This window comes from Salipiger bermudensis HTCC2601, assembly GCF_000153725.1.
Lineage (GTDB): Bacteria > Pseudomonadota > Alphaproteobacteria > Rhodobacterales > Rhodobacteraceae > Salipiger > Salipiger bermudensis.
The window spans coordinates 773,319-795,553 of record NZ_DS022277.1 but is presented as its reverse complement, the minus strand read 5'-3'; the positions used below and the strand labels follow the sequence as shown (position 1 = coordinate 795,553).

Below are 22,235 nucleotides of genomic sequence, written 5' to 3'. Positions count from 1 at the left end.
CCCCCCGTGTTCGATCAGCCGATCTTCATCGCGACTGTCTTCTGCTCGGTGTAGATGTCCATCGCCGAGCGACCCATCTCGCGGCCCCAGCCCGATTGCTTGAAACCGCCCCAGCCCATGGAGGGGTCGATCATGTTGTGGGCATTGACCCAGACGGTGCCAGCGCGAATGCGTCCGGCCAGCCCATGCGCCAACTTCAGATCGTTGGTCCAGATGCTTGCCGCAAGGCCGTACTCGGTATTGTTGGCCTCGAGCGCCAAGGCCTCGATGTTGCGCGAGTCGATCTTCATCGCGCTGATCACCGGGCCGAAGATCTCCTCGCGGTAGACGCACATATCGGGGGTCACATCACGCAGCAGGGTCGGCTTGACGAAAAAGCCGTCCATACCGGCATTGCCGCCGGTGACCAGCTGCGCGCCTTCCTTGAGGCCGGTGTCCAGCAGGCGGTTCACCCGCTCGAACTGCTTGGCCGAGATGATCGGACCCATGTTCGTCGCGGGGTCGAGACCATGACCCAGCTTCAGTGTTTCCGAATAGGCGGCGACACCCTCGATCACCCGGTCGTAGACATCCTCGTGGATATAGAGCCGCGTGCCAGCCGAGCAGGCCTGACCGCTGTTGAGGTAGACCGCCTCGGCCACCTGCGGGATAGCAGCGTCGATGTCGGCATCGGGGAAGACGAAGACAGGGCTCTTGCCGCCGAGCTCGAGGCTCACCCGTTTGAGATTGCCGGACGCGCCGCGCACGATGGCCTGGCCGGTCGCGGTCGAGCCGGTGAAGCCGACCTTGTCCACGTCGGCGTGATCGACCAGCGCCGCACCGATCTTGCCGTCGCCCGTGACGATGTTCACCACGCCCTCGGGAACGCCTGCCTCACGGCAGATCTCGGCGAAGAGCATCGCCGACAGCGGTGTGTCCTCGGCCGGCTTCACCACCACGGTGCAGCCCGCGGCCAGTGCCGGTGCCAGTTTCCAGGCCATCATCAGGAAGGGCACATTCCATGGCAGGATCTGAGCCACGACACCGACCGGCTCACGCGTGGTGTAGGTGTGCCAGTCGCCGGGCAGGCTGACGGGCAGCGTGTCGCCGTTGATCTTGTTGGCCCAACCCGAGAAATAGCGGAAATGCTCTGCGGCACCGGCAATGTAGCCGTTCTTGACCACGCCGTAGGGCGAGCCTTCGTCGAGCGTATCAAGCTCCGCAAGCTGCACCGCGTGTTTGTCGATCAGTTCGGCGATGCGCCACAGCAGCTTCACGCGCTCAAGCGGTTTGGTCGTGCGCCAGACGCCGCCGTCAAAGGCCTTGCGGGCCGATGCGACCGCAAGGTCGACGTCGTTCGCGGTCGCGTCGGCGACATTCGAGATCACTTTGCCGGTGGCCGGATCGACGACGTCGCGGCGGCCGCCCTCGACAGATTCAACGGACTCGCCGCCGATGAAGAGCTTGTGCCGCTGGCCGAGAAAGCTCCGGGTTTCGGTGCTGATGAAATCGAGCGGATTGTCGAAGGAGAAGGGCTTGTTCATGGGAAGTCTCCCTTTTGAAGGTGTCGCGGCGGGCGCCCCGGAAAAGGGGTGCCCGCGTCTGGTTGGCTTACTGGGCGAAGAGCGCCTGCAGCTTCTCTTCGGGCAGGAGAGACGAAAGGTCGGCATCCGGCGGCGCCGTGTCCGAACATTTCGGCATCGTGTCGGTGGTGCTATCGGCATAGATGTAGGGGACCACGCCGAGCGGCTCGTCGATCTCGATCCCGTTATGCGCCGCCAGCGCCTGGCGGAGCGCGAAGCGGATATCTGCCGTAGACCCGTCGAGCGCGAGATATTTCCAGCCCTCATTCGCGGCGACGGCCTCGGTGTACTTGCAGTTCAACTCGTTGCTGGTGGCGATGGTCGCCTGCGCGGGAACCGCCATTCCGGCCTGCTCGAACGCCTTGACCGTGGCCAGCGTGGTGACACCGTAATCCGAGGCGATGCCGTCGATCGTGTCGCCATACTTGGCGATCAGCCCCGCGGCGGCCTTCTGCGCGTCAGCCGGGTTCCAGTTGGTGGCAATGAAGTTCTCGTCCAGCAGGGTCAGGCCGGGGTGGGCCGCTAGGCCTTCCTTGAACCCCTTGAGGAATACCGCCGACGAGGTCGCACCTGCCGGACCGCCGAGCATCAATACGTTGCCCTCTCCCTCGAGCGCCGTGCCGAGCCACTCGGCGTATTGCTTCCCGATGGCAAAGGAGTCCTGATAGGGGTTCACCGCGTAGTCGAAGCCCGGGCGCCCTGCGAGCTGATTGAAGTAAGGCACCATGGTCGTTCCGTTGCCATTCGACATCCGGTAGGCCGGGATCGCCGCATCGCCGAAATCCGTAAAGGCGAGAATGATCTCGTAGCCTTGCGTGGCATATCCGTTGATGGCGGCGTTGTAGGTCTGCTGATCGCCGCCCGCGTCGGTGTGATCCTCGACCGTCACGTTCGGGCAGGCGGCCGCTTCATCCTGAAGCTCGGCGAAGGTGATCTTGCGCCAGGTGTCGCCACCCCAGCCGTCGACCAGCGCCACGCGGATCGGGTCGGTGCCGCAGAAAGGCGCAATATCGACCCCCTGATCGACACGGGCCGGGCCCGCATCCTGAGCAAGTACAGCGCTCCCGAGAACGGCTGCGCCGGCGCAACCGGCCAAGAGGCGTGCGGTCGAGCGGGTGATGATGGAATTGATCATTGGATTCTCTCCCCGTCGTGGGACGTGTCTCCTCGCTCACGGCCACCGGTGGCGGCCGCGCGAGGTGGTGTTGTCTGAAGCAGGCGGCTTGCGCTCAGGCGGCGGCGCGGATCATGTCCGATGCCTTCTCCGCGATCATGATCGTCGGAGCGTTGGTGTTGCCGGAGGTCAGTGTCGGCATGATCGAGGCATCCACGACCCGCAGGCCTCCGATACCGCGCACGCGCAGTTCGTCATCGACCACCGCCATCTCGTCCGAGCCCATCTTGCAGGTGCCGACCGGGTGATAAACGCTGTTGCAGTCGTTCTTGATATACTCATCGAGCTCGGCGTCGGACACGACGCCCTTGCCCGGCGCATACTCGTCGCCCCGGATGCTGTCGAAGGCCGGCTGCGCAAGGATGTCGCGCATCATGCGCAGACCTTCACGCAGGACCCGCAGATCCTCTGGCTCCGAGAGGAAGTTCGGATCAAGCTCGGGCAGCTGGAGCGGGTCAGAGGACTTTGCCATCACCGTGCCACGGCTCTGCGGGCGCGAAATATTATAGTAGGGCATGCAGCCCTCTACATTGATGATCTCGCGTCCGTGGTCCTTGTACATGATGTTGTTGAAATGAACCTGGATGTCCGGCGCCTCGAGCCCCTCTCGAGAGTTGAGGAAGGACATGACCTCGACGCCGTGACCGGCTACCGGCCCCTTGCCGGTGGTGTAGTACTGAAGCAGCGCCATGGCCGCGGCGTAGGGCTTGGTCTGACCCAGAAGCGATACCGGTTTGGACAGGCCCTGCTTGACCGAGCTCGCGAGGTGGTCCTGAAGGTTCCGGCCGACACCGGGCAGCTCGTGCTCGACCTTGACGCCGATGCGGTTGAGGTGCTCAGGATCGCCAATGCCGGAAATCTGAAGCAGGTGCGGCGAGTTGAAGGCGCCACCGCAGAGGATGACCTCCTTGTCCGCATAGACGGTCTTCTTGCTACGCCCCTGCACGAACTCGACGCCGACCGCGCGGCCGCCCTTCATGATGATCCTGGAGGCCATCGCGTTGGTGTAGAAGGTCAGGTTCTTGCGCTTCTTGATCGGGGTGATGTAGCAGCGCGAAACGCTCGAACGGATCCCGTCGCGGACGGTGCCATCACAGGGGCCGACGCCGTATTGCTCGCCGCTGTTGAGGTCTTCGTTGAACGGATAGCCCGCCTGCATGCAGGCATCGCGCCACGCAACGCAGGGCTCTGCCTGAATCGGGTTGCGAGTCGTGGCGAGAGGCCCGTCAAATCCGTGAACCTCTTCCTTGCCGCCACCGCCCCAGTTCTCGGCGCGCATCATGTAGGGAAGGATGCTGTCGTAGTCCCAGCCACGGTTGCCCATCTGCGCCCAGCGGTCGTAGTCGCTCCGGTGGCCGCGCGTGTAGATCATGCCGTTCACCGTCGAACAGCCTCCGACGCTGCGGGCGCGCGGGACGAACATCACCCGGTTGTTGACGTTCTTCTGCGGGACGGTGTGATAGCCCCAATCCAGCGCAAGCGTCTGCATAAGCCGGAAATAGCCCATCGGCATGTGGATCCAGGGGCTGCGGTCCCAGCCGCCCGCTTCGATCACTGCGATTTCCGCGTTCTCGTCCTGGCTCAGGCGATTGATAAGCACGCCTCCGCCGGAGCCTGCACCGATGATGATGTAGTCAGCCATTTTTTCCTCCCGCCCCGCCAACGCAAGATGGCCGGGCCTTTGCCTTCTGCGCCCCAGCGTTTTCGACGGGGTGCCTCCTCTGTCGCAACATTTGCCATCCGCAAAACTCTTAGTCAATAATGAATCTATTATCTCGCGCCCTCTGAACTGGAGGCTCCCTGCAGATCCTTTGCATAAGGGCGCTGATCTTCGGCAAAACCCGCCTGTTACGGCCCTCAAATCGCTGGCGCCCAACCGTCTTCGGCCAGTGGTTGACGACCTCGCAAGTGCTGAGGCCGCTCTGCGTCAGGTCCGTTCGGCGCCGGATTTCTGGCGAATCGGTCACCTCACCGCGAAGAACACCACCACAGTTCGGGCGAAAAGAGTTTTCCGTCGCGCGCAATCGCGGTATCAAGCTTCAAGCCGATCATTCGGCGTGGGCCCGTCCCCTCAGGACGCGGCGATAGGAAAGGAGAGGCATGTATGCGTCAGGGCGCGCGCGGCATTCAGTCGATCGAGGTTAGCGGAAGGATTCTCCGCGCTCTTGTCGAAACCTGTCAGCCGATGATGCTCAAGGAGCTCGCCCTCGCTGCCGACCTCGCCCCCGCGCAATGCCATGCGTACCTGACCAGCCTGCGCCACGTCGGCCTCGTGCACCAGAACCCGTCGACGGGGCTCTACAGCACCGGATCATTTGCCATGCGGCTCGGCATCGGGTGGCTGCGCAGCAGCCCTTTGGTGCTCGAAGTCTCGGAAGAGATCAAGAAACTGTCTGACAGCCTGAGCGTGATGTCGGTGCTCGCGGCCTGGAGCACGGGCGGGCCGACCATCATCCAGATCAATGCGAGCGCCTGGCAAAGCGCGCTGAACGTGCGGCAGGGCACCACCTTCTCGGTCACGGGAACCGCAACGGGACGCATTTTTGCGGCTTTCGGCGAGTCCCCCGAGATCGAGACGCAGATCGCGGCGGAATTCGACAGGGATACTCCTCCGGGATCGATCGGCACGATATTGGAACGCGCGGAGTTCGAAGCCCAACTCGAGACCACGCGGGAATATGGCTACGCGATCGCCGAAGGCACCCCGATCCCGCGGACCAACGCCATTTCCGTGCCGATCTTTGATGCCGAAGGCACTCTGCAATTCGCGGCGGGCCTCATCGGTCCGGACGAACGGTTGCCGGTCTCGCACGGATCGCCTGCCCAGGTCGGCCTGCTGGAGCTGTCCGAACTCATGCGCAAGCGGATCAGGTCCGGCGGCATTGCCGAGACGCACGACGCCCAGCTTACAGAACGGAGCTGACACGATGCCCCCCACCACGAGCAAGCGAAAATCGACCGAGCCGAAATCCGAGGGGCGCGGCGTCCAATCCATCGAAATCGGCGCACGTCTGCTGTCGGCCCTGGTCGAGGAAGTCGAGCCGATGATGCTCAAGGACCTCGCGCAGGTGGCCGGCTTTGCCCCCGCGCAGGCGCATGCCTATCTGGTCAGCTTCCGCAAGACGGGCCTGGTCGAGCAGGACGCCGACACCGGGCGCTACCGGCTTGGACGCTTCGCGCTCGATCTCGGCATCACCAGCATGCGCACGACCGACCCCATGGCATTGGCCGGCGATGCGATCACCGAATTGTCGGAACGCACCGCCCTGCACGTTGCACTGGTGGTCTGGGGCTCGTTCGGGCCGACCGTCGTCTCGGTCAAGGAGAGCGGCGGGCAACTCAACATGAACACTCGCCCCGGCACGGTTTACTCGATGGCGGGCACAGCGAGCGGCCGGATCTTCACGGCATTCCTGCCCGATGCCATCGTCCGAGATGCCATCGCCAGCGAGAAGCGCGAGCGAGCCGACAGCGGCCGGGTCGGGACGGCGCGCTTCATGTCGCGCAAGGAGATCGACCAGATCCGCGAGCAGGGCTATGCCACGGTCGAACAGCCGCCCGTTCCCGGGATCTCGGCCTATTCCGCGCCAGTCTTCGATCACTCCGGACAGCTGGTCATGGCGATCACCATCATCGGGCAGGACTATTACCTCGAAGCTCACGCCGAGGATGAGTTCATTCCCGCGCTGATCGAGGCCGCCCGAGGCCTGTCGACCGAGCTCGGCTACACGCACTCAAGCTGACGCGGCCCTTGGCGGACCGCCTGAATGGAAACCGCGGCCGCCGAAGAATCGGCGACCGCAGCTGACTGCTGTTCACATGCGCGTCGGGCCAGTGCTCCGACGTATCGAGGAGCAAGCGAAGGGCTGCCTACGCCAAAGCCCTCCGCCCGAGCGCAATGCGCCTCAGCTCGCCATCGGGTAGTCGATGTAGCCGGTCATGCCGGGGGTGTAATAGGTATCCGGGTTGCCCTCGGCAAAGGGGATGCCCTCGGCCACGCGGCGCACCAGGTCCGGATTGCTGACGAAGGCGCGCCCGAAGGCGACGAGATCCACCCGGCCGGCCTCGAGCTCCTTCTCGGCGCTCTCCGGCGTGTATCCGGCAGCCGCGATGAGCGGACCCGAGTAGAGGCGCCGCGCGGTGTCGATCACCTCGACATCCCGGCCCGAGGCTTCCATCTGGATGTTGCCGCTCACCACCGGTCGGATGACGTGCACATAGCCGACACCCATCTCTTCGCAGAGCTTCAGCATGGCTTCGTACTTGGCGTTGGGGTCTTCGTCCTGGATGTCGTTGAACGTGCCATAGGGCGACATGCGCACACCGATGCACTCTTTCGGATAGACCTCCATCATCGCTGTCAGCACCGCGCGCATGAAGTTGAGCCGATCATCGAGCGACCCGCCCCACTTGTCGGTGCGCAGGTTCGTGTTGGTCGAGGCGAACTGATCCACGAGATACCCGTTCGCCGCATGAAGCTCGACCCCGTCGAACCCGGCCTTCTTGGCGTTGGCGCAGGCGCTGCGATAGGAGTCGATCACCCACTGGACATCCTCCTCGGTCATCTCCTTGGGCACCGGGTTCTCGACGAGATCCTCTGCCGTGTCGGTGTAGATCGGCAGCCCGGGCTGGACCGCCGACGGCCCCATGGGGAAGCAGCCTTCGGGCTGGTTGTCGGGGTGCCCGATACGGCCGCAATGCCAGAGCTGGATCAGCGCCTTGGCGCCGCCCGCGTGGATCTGCGACACGATCTCGGTCCAGCGCTCGGTCTGCGCCTCGCTCCAGATGCCCGGCGTGCGGGGGTAGCCCGTGGCCTCGGGACTCACCTGGGTCGCCTCACAGATCACAAGGCCTGCGCTATTGCGCTGGCCGTAATACTCGGGCGCGCGCTGGTTCGGACTGAAATCCTCCTCGGCGCGATTACGCGTGAGCGGGGGCATGACGATATGACTCGTCAGGTCCCAGGGGCCAAATTTGGCGGGCGACAGCAATTTCTCATACATCGAATTCCTCCCTCGAAGAGCGCTCCGCACAATCGCGAGCGAAGCTTGCCGGCGATATTATTTCAGCACGTGTGTTAGTCAATACCGAATCTGTACACCTGACACAAACTTCTCACCTCCAGACATCGGCACGCTTATGGGCGGCATGCACCTTTTACGAAGACGATAAGTTTCATTTCAGCTGCGACCTCAGAAATTTCGGCACCTCAAGGACAAATGCAGGCGTTTTCCATTGACGACTCGTTTCGTTTTATGTGTTCTGAATAAGGACCGCGAAAACCCCTTTTTTTTCGGCCCACCCGGAAGCGTCACGACAGCTCGTCGCTGGCCATGCCCGCAGAGCCGGTCGGCCTGACGTCGTAGCGGCCCTTCCGGAGATCACGCCCGGACGGACGGCAGGGAGGAGGAGGCATCGCGCAGCCTGGCCGTCCCCGAGCGGATTTTCACCCCAAGCGATGCCGCAGAAATGGATAGACCCATGACCACCGACACCCTGACGAGAGACACCCAGAGCACCGAGGCCGCACTGCGTCGCCTCCTGGACATCGAGGAAATCCGGGCTCTGCGCGTGCGCTACAGCAACGTGCTCGACACCGGCAAGATCGACGGCTTCGACGACGTCTTCACCGAGGACGCCGTCCTGTCCGTCACAGTGGGGGACATGCAAGGAATTAGCGCCATAAAAGAAGGGCTTAAAGGGGCGTTCGACCTCTATAACTGGAAGCAGAAAGACAGCTATCCCTTCATGCACGCGGTGACGAACCATGACATTCGCATCACCGGCCCAGACAGCGCCGAGGGCCAGTGCTACCTTCTGGATTTCGTCACGGGACGCGAGGCCGACCAGCATCCGCTGCTTCTGGTCGGGCTCTACGTCGACAAATACGTGCGTGAGAACGGCGCCTGGAAGATTTCGCACACCCGGCTCGACGTGCCTTGGGGCAGCACCGACGCGTGAGCCCGTGGCGCCCGGCCTCCGGGCGCCACCGAGAACGCCGAAGGGCGCCGGACCACATCAGGTCCGGCGCCTTTTTCCTCAGCTCGACACAGTGGCGTCAGGAGGGCTGCGCGAACAGATCCGGCATGCCGCCTGTCTCTCCGCCGTCGGCAACGAATTCCGCGCCGGTGGAGAATGAGCTGGCATCGCTGGCCAGATATATCACGAGGTTTGCAATTTCATCCGGCTGACCCATGCGCTTCATCGGTACATGGTTAAAATTCGGATACAGATCTTCAACCATATCCGTATCTATATTCCCCGGATGAACTGAGTTTACTCGAATTCCGTGGCCCGCCAATTCAACTGCAGCGGCCCTGGTCAAACCCCGGATCCCGAATTTCGAAGTCACATATGCAGATACGCCGCCAAATGCCTTGAGGCCCGCGGTGGAGGATATATTGATAATCGATCCGGAGCCGTTTCTTTTCATAACGGGAAGCACGGCGCGTATTCCCTTGAAAGCCCCGCCGAGATTGATAGAGAGCACTTTCTCCCACTCCTCGTCGCTGCAGGTTTCGATATTCGAGAACCGCAGGATACCGGCATTGTTGACCAGGACATCGATCTGCCCGAACCGGGCGACCCCGGCGGCAACCGCACCTTCCCAGTCCTCGGACCGGCTCACATCGAGAGGCACCGCCAAGGCGCGTGCATCACCCAGATCCTCCGCCAACGCTCGCACCTCATCGTCGAGCACGTCCCCGAGGATCACGCAGGCTCCCGCCTCGGCGAAACGGCGCGCCTCGTGTGCGCCCATACCGCGCGCCGCGCCACTGATCAGAACCACTTTTCCTGTCACGTCCATGTCTTCTCCTTCCCCCGCCACACGCGGCCGCCTACTTGATGGTCCAGCCGCCATCGGCCAAGAGCACCGCCCCGTGAACGAAACTCGCCTCTTCGCTCGCCAGGAACAGGGCCACATTCGCCAACTCTTCGGGTTGGGCGTGACGGCCGGCGGGAGCCTGACGCAGGGCGTGGACCACCGGCAGGTCTTCGTTGTTGAGGATCTCCGAGGTCATCCCGGTCTCGACCGCGCCGGGCGCGACGGCGTTCACGCGGATCCCCTTGGGCGCGTATTCCAGCGCAAGTTGCCGGGTGAAGCCGACGACGCCATGCTTGGCTGTCGTGTAAGCGATGCCCCCTCCGCCCGCGATGAAGGCCGCGATCGAGGCAACGTTGACGATGGCGCCGCCACCCGCGTCGATCATACCGGGGAGCAGCGCCTTCGAGACCAGCCACATCCCCTTGAGATCGACGCCCATGATCCGGTCCCAGAGCGCCTCGTCCGTGGTCAGCGCATCGGCATAATCGTCGAGAATGCCCGCGTTGTTGAACAGCACCCGGACCGGGCCGAGGCTGTTCTCGGTGGCACGTGCAGCCTCGGCGATGCTGGCGCTGTCCGAGATGTCGACGGTAAATCCTTCGGCGGTGCCGCCAGCCGCCCGGACGGCTTCGACGGTTTCGGCGATGCGCTCCGGCACGATGTCCCAGACCGCGACGGCAGCGCCCTCCCGGGCAAAGATGCTGGCGGCCGCGCGGCCGATGCCTGAACCGGCGCCGGTGATGACGGCAGTCTTGCCAGCCAGCCGGCCCGTTGTGGTCGTGTCAGTCATGTCTGTCTCCGTGAAGTTGGTTTGGGCGGGCCGTCAGGCCCGCGCCCTCAGCGAATAGCGCCGCACTGCATCGGCGACCGGCGACTGTCCGTTCACGAGGTCCACCCCGAGGAAGGCAAGCAGGATCAATCCGGTGGCAAGGTTCGCCGCCCAGTTGGGCGCACCCAGAAGTTGCAGCCCCGACAAGAGCACTTGCAGAGTCAGCACCCCGATCAGAACACCCAGCATGCTGCCACGCCCGCCATAGAGGCTCACGCCTCCGATCAGCGCGGCGGTCACTGCGGCGAGCAGAACCGTCTCGTAGCTGCCCGGTGTCGCGCTGCCGCCCTTGAGCGAAGCCAGCGCCCCGGCCAGCGCGGCAAGACCCGCAGAGGTGGCGAAGCTCAGGACCAGGGGCCGGGTCTGCGGCACGCCCGCCGCCCGGGATTCCTTGCGTGAGCCGCCGATGGCGAAGATCTCGCGCCCCGGCCGGCTGTAGCGCAGCAGCAGGCCCGTCAGCACCAGAACGCCGATCATCAGCAGGCTGAAGGGCGAGAAGATCAGAAGCATCCTTTCGCGCAGCGCCATCGAGATGCCGAGGTCCGAGAGAGCCAGCGACAGGGTCCGTTCGTCGGAGATGACATAGGCAAGGCCACGAATGCCGATAAACGTGCCCAGCGTGAACACCAGAGACGAGATCTGAAGCCGCGCGATCGCATAGCCCTGCAGGATGCCGTAGAGCACCGCCGGAACGACCGCCGCGATGATCGCGATCACAAGCCCGTGGCCCGACATCATGATCGCCACAAGCCCCGCGCATGCGGCGACCGAGCCGACCGAGAGATCCAGCTCACCTGCCATCATGTTGACCGCAAGCCCGGCTGCGACGATGCCCAGCATGGCCGAGGATTCAAGGATCGCATAGGCATTGCCGGTGGTGCCGAAGTTGGTCACGCTCGCCGCCATGGCGGCATAGACGATCACCAGAAGCAGAACGCGCTGCAAGAGTGGATTTTTGAGGAGGGTCATGGTTTCAGGCTCCTTTCCGGCGGCCAGCGATGTGGAAGCCCGCGACGATCAGCACGATGAAGGCCCCGGTGATCAGCGTCCGCACACCCGACGACCAGGCGAGCAGCAGCATGTAGTTCTGCAAAGTGGCGATGAAGACCGCCCCCAAGGCCGCGCGGAACGGAGATCCCTTGCCGCCCTGGATTGCGGTGCCACCGATCAGCACCGCCGCGATAACGTCGAAATCCACCGCTCCGAAGCCGGCCACCCGCGCCTTGCTGAACTGCGCCGCCTCGAAGACGCCCATCATGGCGGCGGCGAGGCTTGCGATGATGAAGACAAGGATCGTGATCCGCGACACGTTCAAACCCGAGGCGCCCGCCGTCGCGCGGTTTGCGCCGATCAGGATGGTCTCGCGCCCGAAGCGGGTCTTGTTGATGACCCACCAAGCCACCGCAACGGACACGAGGAAGGCCCAGGTCTGTGTCGGCACGCCAAGAATGCGCCCGTTCCCGATCCACTCGACCACGGCACTTTCAATGGCGATGTTGCGTCCGCCGGTCGTCAGGCCGGCGAGACCTGCAAGAAGCGCCCCTGCCCCGAGCGTCGTGATGATCGGGTTCGCGCCCATCGAGATGATCGCCCCCTGCACCGCGCCGATCGCAACGACCGCCAGCAGCATGACAGCCACCGCCAGCCCGAACGGCAGCCCCTGCGCCATCAACACGGCCATGAAGACACCGGCGAACATCGCCGTCTGACCGAGCGCGAGCGAAAAGAACCGCCCCGAGATCGTGATGAAGGTCGCCCCCATCGCGACGATGCCGGACATTGCGGCCGCTCTCAGGATCGCCAGTCCATTCTCGGGCGTCAGGAACGCCGGGTTGAACCAGCCGCCAAGCGCCACGAGGGCGACTACAGCGGCCGCGAGCAGGATGAGCTTCAGCAGCCTTCGGCTGCGCGGGGGGTGTACCTGACTGATTTGCATGGCTGAATCCGACATCAAGCCGCCTCCTCTTCCGGGTGGGTGATGTCGCGCACCAGCTCGTGGCTGGTGACGCGGGTGGGATCGACGACGCGCACCTGACGACCGCGGTACATGGTGACGACCCGGTCGGCGAGGCCCTGGACCTCGTCGATGTCCGACGAGGCGAAAATGATCGCCATCCCCTCTTCTGCAAGACGCCGCAGATGGCCGTAGATCTCGGCGCGGGCGCCGACGTCGACGCCGCGGGTGGGCTCGGACACCAGCAGCACGCGCGGCGCGATGCCGAGCCACTTGCCAAGGGCGACCTTCTGCTGGTTACCCCCCGACAGCGCACCAACCTTGTACTCGGCCCGACTGCCGTCGATGGCCATCTGGGACGACACCTCCGCGGTCAACGCACGGATGCGCCGCCGGTTGACCAGCCCGCCGGGCGACACGCGCCGCATCGAGGGCGAGATGATATTGGTCGAGACCGGCAGCTCGGCAAAGATGCCATCGAGTTTTCGGTCGCTCGAGCAGTAGGCGACGCCGCGCTTCATCGCCTCGGGCAGGCTATGGGCCCGCGGAAACGCTCTGCCATGCACCTCGATACTGCCACCTTCGACAATATCCGCACCGGCAATCGCCCGCAGCAGAGCCTCCGAGCCTGAGCCGATCTGCCCGGCGATCCCGAGGATCTCACCCTTGCGCACCTGAAGGTTCTGCGGCAGCGGCAGTGCAGGCGTGGTCACGCCCTGCATCTCGAGCGCGATCGCGCCCAGACTCGAGGCGCGATGCGGGAACATCTCCTCCAGCGGACGCCCGATCATCTTCTTGATGACCTTTTCAAGCGTCATGTCCGACACATTCACCGGCGGGCTGCTCTGACCGCTGCGAAGCGTGGTGATCCGATCGGCGATCTCGAACACCTCGCCGAGACGGTGGGTGACGTAAATGATGCTGTGCCCCGCCCGCGCGAGGCGGACGACCATCGCCTTGACCCGCTCGATGTCGGAATCGTTGAGCGCGGCAGTGGGCTCGTCGAGGATAAGGATGCGCGCATCCGTCGCCAGAAGCCTGGCAATCTCGATCAACTGACGCTCGGCAACCGCGAGCGTTTCGACCCGCGTGGACGGATCCAGGTGATGCAAGCCGACCGCCTCGAGATAGGGCCGCGCCTTCTCGGCCAGCCGTCTGCGGGTCCAAGGGCCGCGGAACGGCACGCCGCCGAGAAAGATGTTCTCCGCAGCGCTCAACGCTCCGATTACGCTCAGCTCCTGTTCGGCGACGGCAATGCTCGCCGCGTGTGACAGGCGCGCGCTGCCGAGGCTGAACGGCTTGCCGTCGATGCGGGTCTCACCGCTGTCAGGCGCGTGCAGACCTGCGAGCACCTTGACCAGCGTGCTTTTTCCGGCGCCATTCTCACCCAGCAAGGCCATCACCTCGCCCTTGCGCAATTCAAAGTCCACACCCCGCAGCGCCTTTACCGCGCCGAAGGATTTGGAGATCCCCTTCATCTCGAGGACCACGTCTCCCGGCCCCTGTCCTGTCATGTTCATCATATCCGCTTTCGCCATGCGACGGGCACACCGGTCCTGGCTCGGGCCGGCGGCCTCGTCGCTTCACTTCGGGAAAATGTCAGTTGAAGTTCAGTTGTAGTCGCAGAGTTCCGAGGCGCTCTTGCCCCAGATCTTGGTCTGCTCGTAGGACGCAGGTGAACCATCCAGCATCGTGTTCGGCATGAAGTTCCATTTGTGCGGCGGCTCGTCGATCGACGGAGGCGTATCGGGCGACAGGCTCGTCTCGCCATCCACGACCTCACCGGTATTGAGGTAGGCCGCCAGTGCCCACATTGCGGCAGCGCCTTCGATATAGGGCGACTGGATCGAAGTCCCGACCAGCTCGCCGTTCATCACTGCCTCGTTGGTGGTCGCGTTCATGCAGGTCCCGCCAACGAAGAGCGCGTCCTTGCCCGGCTCCAGCCCGCTTTCCTTTGCCGCGCGCATGGCCCCGTAGGCGAGCGCATCGTTCACACCGTAGACCCAGTTGAACTTGCCTGCATTGGCGGGAATGATCTGGGAGCCGATGGAATAGCCCTCGTTCTCGAGAAAGCCGCCCGAATTGACGTCCGCGAGGATCGACACGCCATCGGGAAAGCTCCGCGCCATCTCGTCGCGGAAACCCTGCACGCGCTGCTGAGCCGCTGTGTGTCCGGCAACGGTGTTGACCACGAGCCCGTCGCCGAGGGTCACGCCCGCTTTCTCCGCGCCCGCGACCAGCAGCTGAGCCGCATTGACGCCCGAGAGGTAGTCGTTCACGCCGCCATAGGCGACGAAAAGCGCGCCCTGCTCGGCCGAGGGCACCTGATTGAGCAGCACAAGCGGGATCTCCGCCGACGTGATCGCCAGCTCAGAGGCGACGGCCGCAGCACCCGAAACCGGGTTCAGCACGATGCCCAGGGGATCGCCACCCGTGGCCAGCAGCTGCTGGATCGCCGCGTCCTGCTGTTCCTGGGTCGCGGATTCGACGTAGGTCAGGTCCCAGCCGAATTGTTTCGCCACATCGGCGGCCCCCACGGCGTTTTGCCCGAAATAGGGGTTTTCGCGCGACTGGCCGAACATCACGATCGATCCACTGTCGGGCAGCTCTGCCAGCGCGGCACTGCCGCCGAGCGCAAGCGCCATCGTTACCGCGCCAGCGCGCAGTTTCTTGCCGTTTTCCATTGGTCTCCTCCCTATTGGAAATCGTATTTCGCTGCCTTTGCGCGGCCCCCTCCGAGCCAGCGCCTGGGCGCGTCATCCTGTCCTGCGTGTGTCCTCCCAGGCCACGCGCAGCCGGGTCAGGGTCAGGCTGGCGATCCGCCACTGGCCACCGATCTTCCGGTACGTCTCGTCGTAATGCCCGAAGCCGTGCATGACCTCGTGGCCGTATTCGAGCCTGTCGTAGAGCGTCCAGCGCCCCGAAGCCGCATCGGCCGACTGAAGCGTGATCAGCGGATCATGGCCTTGGTGGACCGACACGATGCTCCCGACCGCCTGCTCGATGACCTTCGCGGTGGCTGCGCCTCCGATGACAACCCAGGCATCCGGGTCCGCATCGGCCTCGGTGACGCCGTGGTGCCCGACGTGATGCTGCAACTCGCCACCAAAGTCGACGCGCGCGTCCTCGGTGAAGATGTCAATGATGGCGGGCCAGTCCTTGGTGTCCACCGCGTGGAAATAACGGGCCTTGAGGGCCCGGATCTCTTCGAGCGCGACAAGGCGTGCAAGATCGTTCACCGCCGAGGCGGTGATATTGGACTGTTCCGTCATGAATCCCTCCCGTTTTACCGGCGCTGGACGGGGTCACGTCACCTGCGCTGATAGAACAAACTTTGTCATTTAACGAAGCTATTCGTCAATACATAACTTTCAGTCGCAGCCTTGGCGGCATGATTGCCACAGCCGCAGATGGGACAATAAACTGTAAAGTATAGTAAAATTATTTTCTGACTTCTGAGTGGCATGTAAAACGTTCTCGCGATGAGCGAAGAATCGGCCACATCCAGTATGCGGCGACCTACGCGATGCGGCCGCGTGCAGCATGCCGATCACTGCCTACTTTCCGGACTTCAGACCACGTGCGCGCTGCTAGACCGCGTGGATCGGCATCTCAGCAGGGTTGAAGTCTGGCCACACCGGCACGAGCGCGCCTCCCGCAATGCCGGGCCAACCAGAGACGTCGGCGGACAGCGCCCTGGCCCATCATGCCGATTTCCGACGCCCCCTCTCCCCGGACGAGAGGAGGCCTTGGCGCGACCTGCCGCTCGAACCTATCCGACAAGTGGCGTGTCTCGGATGGAAGCGCGTCTCGATGCCCTCCGTCACGCCGAAGCGATCGGGGTCATCGGACTGTGGCTGCGCGACATCCCAACCCTCGGCCCGCGCTGCAGCGAAGCGGGGCAAGTGTGCGAGCCGCTGACCTATATCGCCGCCTCGGTCGGGGTGACACGGTACATGTCGCCGGGCACGTGATGAGCCCCTCGTACCGGTCGTCTCGCTGACTGTCCTCATGGTCAGGAAGCCCTCACGTTCAGAGCTTCGCCACAACGTCATTTTCGGTGCGCGATCATGACATCACCTGGCGCGACCGGTTTCCGTCGAAACGGGAGCCCTCTTCGCCCATATTAGGGGGCGTCGATCCGTCGCGTGACGCTGGCGCGCACGAGTTCGGCAATCGTGCGCATGCCCATCTTCTTCATCACCCGCGCCCGGTGAACCTTCACCGTCTTCTCGGCCAGACCGAGATCATGGGCGATCTCCTTGTTGAGGCTGCCCGAGACCACCGCATCGAGCACTTCCGTCTCGCGCGGGGTCAGGCTCTGCAGCCGTTCCTCGTAGCGCGCGGTGCAGTGCGTCTCGGCCTGCGCCTGTCGGGCCAGCGCCCTCGCGGCGGCAAGCGTTGTCAGCAGCATGCTCGGCTGCACCGGCTTGGTGAGGAAGTCGAACGCCCCCTCCTTCATCGCCCTGACCCCCATGCCGATGTCGCCGCGTCCGGTCAGGAACACGACGGGCAACTCCGGCTGGAGCGCCGCGACCCGCTCGGCAAGCTCGAAGCCGTCGAGCCGGGGCAGATACATGTCGAGGATGGCGCAGCCCGCAACCGCCGGATCGAAATCGTCCAGGAACGTCTCGCCGCTCGCATGGGGATGCACGTCGAATCCGCCGGCCCGGATCAGCCGCGCCAGGGCACGGCGCACGCTCTCGTCGTCATCGACGAGATGGACGACGAAGGGCTCTTCGGATGGCGCGTTCATGGCGCCGGCAGGGACAGCGCAACCCGCGCCCCGTCCCTTGTGCTGCTGACAAAGCGCAGCGATCCGCCATGCGCTTCGGCGATGGTCTGGCTGATCGACAGCCCCAGCCCCATGCCCTGGACCTTGGAGGTCGCGAAGGGCTTGAAGGGATTGTCCCGCAAGGCCTCGGGCAGGCCGGGCCCGGTGTCCGTCACCGAGAGCACGCGCTGATCCTTCGGACCCAGTCCGGTCTCGATGATCATATGCCGGGTCGTCTGGTCGGCCATCGCATCCGCCGCGTTGATGACGAGGTTGAGCAGCACTTGCTGCAATTGCTGGACATCTCCCTTTACCATGAGGGAATTGCTGGAGAGTTTCAACTCTAGCGCGATCTTGCGCGACAGAATTTCGCTGCTGACAAGCCGGACGGTCGACCTCACCACCTTGTTGAGATCCGTGTCCTCGAGGCCGGCACTGTCGCTCGTCATCAGACGCCGCAGATTGATGATCACGTCCGCCGCACGCTGGTCGTCATGGGCGATGTCGCGCAACACCTCTTCCAGTTCCGCAAGGTCCGGAGCCGGCTGGGCGAGCATCGCGGAGCCTGCCTCGGCATTGGCGAGGATCGAGGTCAGGGGCTGGTTCAGCTCGTGCGCTATGGCCCCGGACAGCTCGCCGAGCTGGGCGATGCGCGACAGCCTGGCCATCTCCATGCGCCGCCGGGCAAGCTCCTCGGCATTCCGGCGCCGGCGGCGCTCCATGATGATCAGGGCGGCGATGGTGCTGGCCTGAAGCAGGATGATCGCCAGCGCCAGCAGGATCTCCAGCCGGTAGCGCTCCCAGATGCCCGGATCGTAATAGAGCAGCCGGCTGTCGGGCGGGCGCAGCTCGGGATCGAGATCGTGGCGCCTGAGCTGCCGCCAATCGAGCACCGCCGACACCGGCACCGACACCGCCTGCCTGGCGCCGGACGGGTCCTCGAGGACCCTGAGCGCCTTTTCCGCGATCGCGGCGCCGGTGTCCTCGAAGGTCGAAAAGCTCCCGCCCACCACCCCGCGACCGATGTTGGAGCTGTAGACGCCGTAGGTCGGTGCGGCGGACACCTCGGCAATCGAGGCCAGCGCATCCGCCGGCACGAAGCGGCGTCCGTCGGCATCCTCGAAGATCGTCAGCCCGATCAGGATGTCCGAGGGATCGAGCGCCGCCGCCCGGTCCCGAAAACCTTCAAGCGACAGGTCGGAGACGAACGCGATCTCGATATCGGAGACATCGGCGAGCGCCGCTTCCGCAAAGGACCTCCATCTTCGATCGAAATCGGCCGATCCGGTGAAGATCACCGCGCGCTGCGCCTCCGGCTGCAAGTGCCGCGCCAGCTCGAAGGTGCCGCGCAGGTCAAATCTCGACACCACCGCATGCAGCCCCTCGACCTCCGCAAACGCTTGCCGCGTGGCCTCGAGAATGCCCCCGTAGACCACCGGCACACCGGGCGCGATGCGCTCCCTGATCCCGACAGCCAGGGGCACCGCCTCCGGGCCGATCGTCATGATCAGGTCGATGGTCTGGTCGCGGTATTTCGCATCCAGCGCGTCGATGAAGCGTTGCTCGTCCACCGCATCAGGAAAGCGCTGCGCGTCGCGGTATTCCTCGTAGATCTCGTATCTCGAGGTCCTCTCAGCCCCGGAGAAGACAGAGCGTATGCCCTCCTCGACCGCAACATTGGCCGCGAGCGTGCTGGACCCGGAGTAGATCGCGAGGACCCTGAGCTGGGACGATGGCCGGCCTTCCTGAGCCCAGGCCGCAGACCACCACAACAGCGCGACAATGCCAAGAAGGGCACACCTGCAGGCGCGGGCTGACATGGTCTGTCTTATTGTCTCGGCGAAGCTGCGCAGCTTTGCCCCCAAAAGGTCGAATTCAAAAATCTACCGCGAGTGAACCGCACGCAACGCTCCGAAAAGGGGGCGATGCTTGTGGACCAGTCACACCGGTCGCCGACAGAATGCCGGTTCTCCATCGGGCGTCAAGTCAAGGCAGATCGCGGCGTGACCGGCGAGATCGACTTTCCGGTGGCGGTCCGGCCCGAAACACCAACGCGTGCTCCACGTCAACGAGCACGACGAGCTCAAGCCGGGCACGGTTACTGCGATCGACATCCTGACCGGACTGATGCTGGTCAACCTGTGTTTTCCGGACGTGGATCCGCAGAGGTTCGGTCTCGAAGGCAGCAGGCCGCATGCCGACCGGCCCTGGACCACTCGGCTACAGAAAGAAACCATGGACGATCGAGGTGCGCATCGCGAGGAAACTTGCCCCGCAGACCGTTCAAGGGATCTGCTGGATCGCCCTCAGCATCGCTTCGCAGGTCCTCCGGTTATGCGCCTCAAGGCGCGCGGCAAGATCCAGCGGGGTCTTTGCACGAAGGGCGATCATGATCTGCTCGTGCTCCGAGAAGCTATCCGCCACGCGTGAGAAATCCTCGTTCACAACGAAGCGATACCGCCAGATCCGCTGCTGCAGCCCCTCGTAGGTCTCGCACAGCAGCGCATTGCCTGAGATCTGCGCCAGCCTCTTGTGAAAGGCATAGTTCAACCGGGTGTACTCATCCATCTGCCCCAGTTCGAGCGCCGCGCCGAGTTCGTGGTGCAGCGCGCCGATCGCGTCGAGATCCTCCTGCGTGACCCGTTCGGCGGCGGTGAGACCGATCAGCCGTTCCAACGCCCCCTTCAGCTCGAAGATTGGCTGAATCTGGTCCGGATCGATTGGCGCGACGATCGCTCCGCGGTTGGGGCGGAGCTGAACGAACCCCTGCACCGCCAGCACCTTGAGCGCCTCGCGCAGCGGCGTACGCGACACTCCGAACATGCGGCAAAGCTCGGCCTCGGGGATGCGCTGGCCGTTTTCCAGAGTGCCCTCGATCATCAGCTGACGCATCCGGCTCACAAGGGTCTCGTGCAGAGAGGCCTCGCCATCGTCCGCCGGTAGCAGATCATCCCTCACCTCCAGGTCCCCCATCCCGCCTCCTCGTGCTGCGCGCAGGTCATTTTGCGAACATCATGCCGAATTCCGACAGCGGCGTCATGTCCGTCCCGGCCTCCTTCAGGCAGCCCCACAGGGTGAAGGCCACGGAATCAAGCACCGGAATGCCAAGCTCGCGCTCCAGTTCGGCCGCCACCAAGGGACCGCGCATGTTGGTGCAGACGATCGCGATCGCGTCGGGCTTGGCCTCGGCCACTTCGCGGCACATGCCTGCGATCTCTTCTTCGGAGACTTCCGAGAACGAAAAATTGTCCGACCGGTTGCTGTGCCGCTCTGCCACGGTTTCGATCCCGATGGCCGCGTAATTGTCGATGATCTGCTGCTGCACATCCGGTGTATAGGGTGTCACAAGGCCCAACGTCTTCACCCCGAACGCCTCGAGCAGCGCGTTGAGGCTCTTGATCGCCGTGGTCGCCTTGGCGCCCGTGCGCTCGCTCAGCGCGGCGCAGAGCCGGTCATCGCTGTCAAAGCCCAGCCAGCTGGCCGAAGTGCCATTCCACGCGATGACGTCGATCTTGGCGTCGGCCAGCAGATCCGCCGCCGCAAGGACGGGATCGGTCCCGAACTGCTTGTCGGACCCTTCATCGAGCGCGATCCGCGTAACCTGCAGGCGACCGAAATGCACCGAGACATCCGGGAAGAGCGGCCACGCCAACGCCGCAGTGTAGGGTTCGACCACCGTGTTGGATGACGGGGTCAGCATGCCGATGATGGTCGGGCCGGAAGAAGCGCTTGTCTGCATTCAGAAGTTCCATTCACTGCGGAGGTCGCGGAAGAATTGCATTCATTTCTTGCAGCTCCGCGTTCAGATCTGTCCTGACAACTTGCGCCACGCCAGAGCAACCACGTCAACGCAGTAAAGCCAAAAAAATGCACGAAACGGGCACATCACCGGCATTTCGCCGCTGTTTTCGCCTAAATTTGCGCCAAAACCAATAGATCTACAGAAAGCTGGGCGGCAGGCCGGGATTTCCATTGATCGCGACACTGGCTTCCTGAGACGCTCCAATCAGTCACAAAATGAATGCAATATCAGGGAGACAATAATGCGCAACAGGTTCACCACAGCCCTGGCCGCCGCCGCTCTGGCCAGCGTCCCGGCCCTCGCCTCGGCACAGGATACGCTCCGTATCGCTGGCAACTTCTCGCAGAACACCAAGCAGGTCTCGATCGAGCAGGCCTTCTTCGAGACCCTCGGCGAGGACGCCGGCGTCGACCTCGAAGTCAATTACAACCCGATGGATGTGGTGGGCGTAAAGGCCCCTGACGCCCTGCGCCTGCTGCGCAGCGGCGCCTTTGACGTGATGTCGGTACAAATCGGCATGGCGTCGCGCGATGACCCGTTCTTCGAGGGCATCGACCTGATCGGCGTCGCCACCGACATGGACAGCCTGCACACCGTCGTCGATGCCTATCGCGACGCCTTCGACACCCGCCTGCAGGAGAAGTTCAACGCCAAGGCGCTGACCCTCTGGCCCTTCGGCCCGCAGGTCTTCTACTGCAACGAGCCGATCGAGACGCTGGCCGATCTTGAGGGCATGAAGGTCCGCAGCTTCACCCCGTCGATGTCCGCCATGCTGGAATCTCTGGGCGCCACACCCGTGACCCTGCAGTTTTCCGAGGTCTACCCGGCCCTGCAGCGCGGCGTCGTGACCTGCGGCGTGACCTCCCCGACGTCCGGCAACACCGGCAACTGGCCCGAGGTGACCACCCATCAGCTGCCGTTGTCGGTCTCCGGCTCGGTGCAGGGGCATTTCATCAACCTCGACACATGGAACTCTTTCACGGCCGAGCAACAGGCCGCGCTGGAAGAAGAGTTCAAATCACTTGAGGACCAGCTGTGGGAGCTCGCCGTGTCGGCCAACGGTGACGCGGTGGCCTGCAACACCGGTGCCGACAGCTGCTCGGATCACACGAAGTTCGACATGGAGCTGGTCGAGATCAACGACGACGACCGCGCGAAGATCAAGGAGATCGCCGAGACCGTCGTGCTGCCGATCTGGAAGGAGACCTGCAACAATGTCGACCCGTCCTGCACGGAAACCTGGAACGAGACCGCGGGCGACGCCGCAGGCCTGACCATCAACTGAGCCTGTCCAGAGCAAGACCCTGTGCGGGG

General features: G+C 64.0%; 20 protein-coding genes. 5 read left to right on the top strand and 15 right to left on the bottom strand.

The genetic code is table 11. The annotated features are described in order from the left end of the window. Positions 1–14 precede the first annotated feature (14 nt). From R2601_RS22665 to R2601_RS22655, 3 genes are all read right to left on the bottom strand, one after another. Complete coding sequence (locus R2601_RS22665; RefSeq protein WP_007803088.1) at positions 15–1,523, bottom strand: aldehyde dehydrogenase family protein; 1,509 nt, start codon at positions 1,521–1,523, stop codon at positions 15–17. 67 nt (positions 1,524–1,590) lie between these two features. Further along, positions 1,591–2,697, bottom strand: a complete 1,107-nt coding sequence (locus tag R2601_RS22660; RefSeq protein WP_007803087.1) for a substrate-binding domain-containing protein — start codon at positions 2,695–2,697, stop codon at positions 1,591–1,593. Positions 2,698–2,791: 94 nt separating this feature from the next. After that, positions 2,792–4,378, bottom strand: coding sequence for a GMC family oxidoreductase (locus R2601_RS22655; RefSeq protein WP_007803086.1), 1,587 nt, complete (start codon positions 4,376–4,378; stop codon positions 2,792–2,794). Positions 4,379–4,840: 462 nt separating this feature from the next. On the opposite strand from R2601_RS22655, the gene R2601_RS22650 reads away from it, so the two are divergent. Both R2601_RS22650 and R2601_RS22645 read left to right on the top strand, forming a co-directional pair. Continuing rightward, positions 4,841–5,659 carry an IclR family transcriptional regulator gene (locus tag R2601_RS22650; protein WP_007803085.1) on the top strand — a complete coding sequence of 273 codons (819 nt, stop codon included), beginning with the start codon at positions 4,841–4,843 and terminating at the stop codon, positions 5,657–5,659. A 4-nt stretch (positions 5,660–5,663) separates the two neighbouring features. Continuing rightward, positions 5,664–6,479 carry an IclR family transcriptional regulator gene (locus tag R2601_RS22645; RefSeq protein ID WP_007803084.1) on the top strand — a complete coding sequence of 272 codons (816 nt, stop codon included), beginning with the start codon at positions 5,664–5,666 and terminating at the stop codon, positions 6,477–6,479. Between the two features lie 162 nt (positions 6,480–6,641). Here the strand turns inward: R2601_RS22645 and R2601_RS22640 are convergent, their stop codons facing one another. Further along, positions 6,642–7,739 (bottom strand): alkene reductase, encoded by a 1,098-nt coding sequence (locus R2601_RS22640; protein ID WP_007803083.1) that lies wholly within the window; start codon positions 7,737–7,739, stop codon positions 6,642–6,644. 478 nt (positions 7,740–8,217) lie between these two features. Here R2601_RS22640 and R2601_RS22635 point away from each other — a divergent pair, with 478 nt between their 5' ends. Beyond that, a complete protein-coding gene (locus tag R2601_RS22635) occupies positions 8,218–8,697 on the top strand; it encodes a nuclear transport factor 2 family protein (protein WP_007803082.1) in 480 nt (159 codons plus the stop codon). 97 nt (positions 8,698–8,794) lie between these two features. On the opposite strand, the gene R2601_RS22630 is transcribed toward R2601_RS22635, so the two are convergent. From R2601_RS22630 to R2601_RS22600, 7 genes are all read right to left on the bottom strand, one after another. After that, a complete protein-coding gene (locus tag R2601_RS22630) occupies positions 8,795–9,544 on the bottom strand; it encodes an SDR family NAD(P)-dependent oxidoreductase (RefSeq protein ID WP_007803081.1) in 750 nt (249 codons plus the stop codon). A 31-nt stretch (positions 9,545–9,575) separates the two neighbouring features. Then, complete coding sequence (locus tag R2601_RS22625; protein WP_007803079.1) at positions 9,576–10,352, bottom strand: SDR family NAD(P)-dependent oxidoreductase; 777 nt, start codon at positions 10,350–10,352, stop codon at positions 9,576–9,578. Positions 10,353–10,385: 33 nt separating this feature from the next. Further along, on the bottom strand, positions 10,386–11,360 hold the full coding sequence (locus R2601_RS22620; RefSeq protein ID WP_007803078.1) for an ABC transporter permease: 975 nt from the start codon (positions 11,358–11,360) through the stop codon (positions 10,386–10,388). Positions 11,361–11,364: 4 nt separating this feature from the next. Further along, entirely contained in the window at positions 11,365–12,342 is a 978-nt protein-coding gene (locus R2601_RS22615; RefSeq protein ID WP_007803077.1) for an ABC transporter permease, read from the bottom strand. Next, on the bottom strand, positions 12,342–13,883 hold the full coding sequence (locus R2601_RS22610) for a sugar ABC transporter ATP-binding protein (protein WP_007803076.1): 1,542 nt from the start codon (positions 13,881–13,883) through the stop codon (positions 12,342–12,344). The genes R2601_RS22615 and R2601_RS22610 overlap by 1 nt, the downstream gene beginning before the upstream one ends. 72 nt (positions 13,884–13,955) lie before the next feature. After that, a complete protein-coding gene (locus R2601_RS22605) occupies positions 13,956–15,029 on the bottom strand; it encodes a sugar ABC transporter substrate-binding protein (RefSeq protein ID WP_007803075.1) in 1,074 nt (357 codons plus the stop codon). A gap of 72 nt (positions 15,030–15,101) precedes the next feature. Next, entirely contained in the window at positions 15,102–15,617 is a 516-nt protein-coding gene (locus R2601_RS22600) for a nuclear transport factor 2 family protein (protein WP_007803074.1), read from the bottom strand. A 525-nt stretch (positions 15,618–16,142) separates the two neighbouring features. Here R2601_RS22600 and R2601_RS26830 point away from each other — a divergent pair. Further along, the gene (locus R2601_RS26830) at positions 16,143–16,319 is read left to right on the top strand and encodes a hypothetical protein (protein ID WP_007803073.1); all 177 of its coding nucleotides are present in this window, start codon (positions 16,143–16,145) and stop codon (positions 16,317–16,319) included. A gap of 152 nt (positions 16,320–16,471) precedes the next feature. Here the strand turns inward: R2601_RS26830 and R2601_RS22595 are convergent, their stop codons facing one another. The 4 genes from R2601_RS22595 to R2601_RS22580 form a co-directional block, all read right to left on the bottom strand. Continuing rightward, complete coding sequence (locus tag R2601_RS22595) at positions 16,472–17,101, bottom strand: response regulator transcription factor (RefSeq protein ID WP_007803072.1); 630 nt, start codon at positions 17,099–17,101, stop codon at positions 16,472–16,474. Beyond that, the gene (locus R2601_RS22590) at positions 17,098–18,939 is read right to left on the bottom strand and encodes a sensor histidine kinase (protein WP_040545726.1); all 1,842 of its coding nucleotides are present in this window, start codon (positions 18,937–18,939) and stop codon (positions 17,098–17,100) included. The genes R2601_RS22595 and R2601_RS22590 overlap by 4 nt, the downstream gene beginning before the upstream one ends. A 463-nt stretch (positions 18,940–19,402) precedes the next feature. After that, positions 19,403–20,092 (bottom strand): GntR family transcriptional regulator, encoded by a 690-nt coding sequence (locus R2601_RS22585; protein WP_007803069.1) that lies wholly within the window; start codon positions 20,090–20,092, stop codon positions 19,403–19,405. 25 nt (positions 20,093–20,117) lie between these two features. Further along, positions 20,118–20,858 carry a maleate cis-trans isomerase family protein gene (locus R2601_RS22580; protein ID WP_007803068.1) on the bottom strand — a complete coding sequence of 247 codons (741 nt, stop codon included), beginning with the start codon at positions 20,856–20,858 and terminating at the stop codon, positions 20,118–20,120. 304 nt (positions 20,859–21,162) lie between these two features. Between R2601_RS22580 and R2601_RS22575 the strand changes: the two genes are divergently transcribed. Beyond that, positions 21,163–22,206 carry a TRAP transporter substrate-binding protein gene (locus R2601_RS22575; protein WP_007803067.1) on the top strand — a complete coding sequence of 348 codons (1,044 nt, stop codon included), beginning with the start codon at positions 21,163–21,165 and terminating at the stop codon, positions 22,204–22,206. The last annotated feature ends 29 nt before the right edge of the window (positions 22,207–22,235 follow it).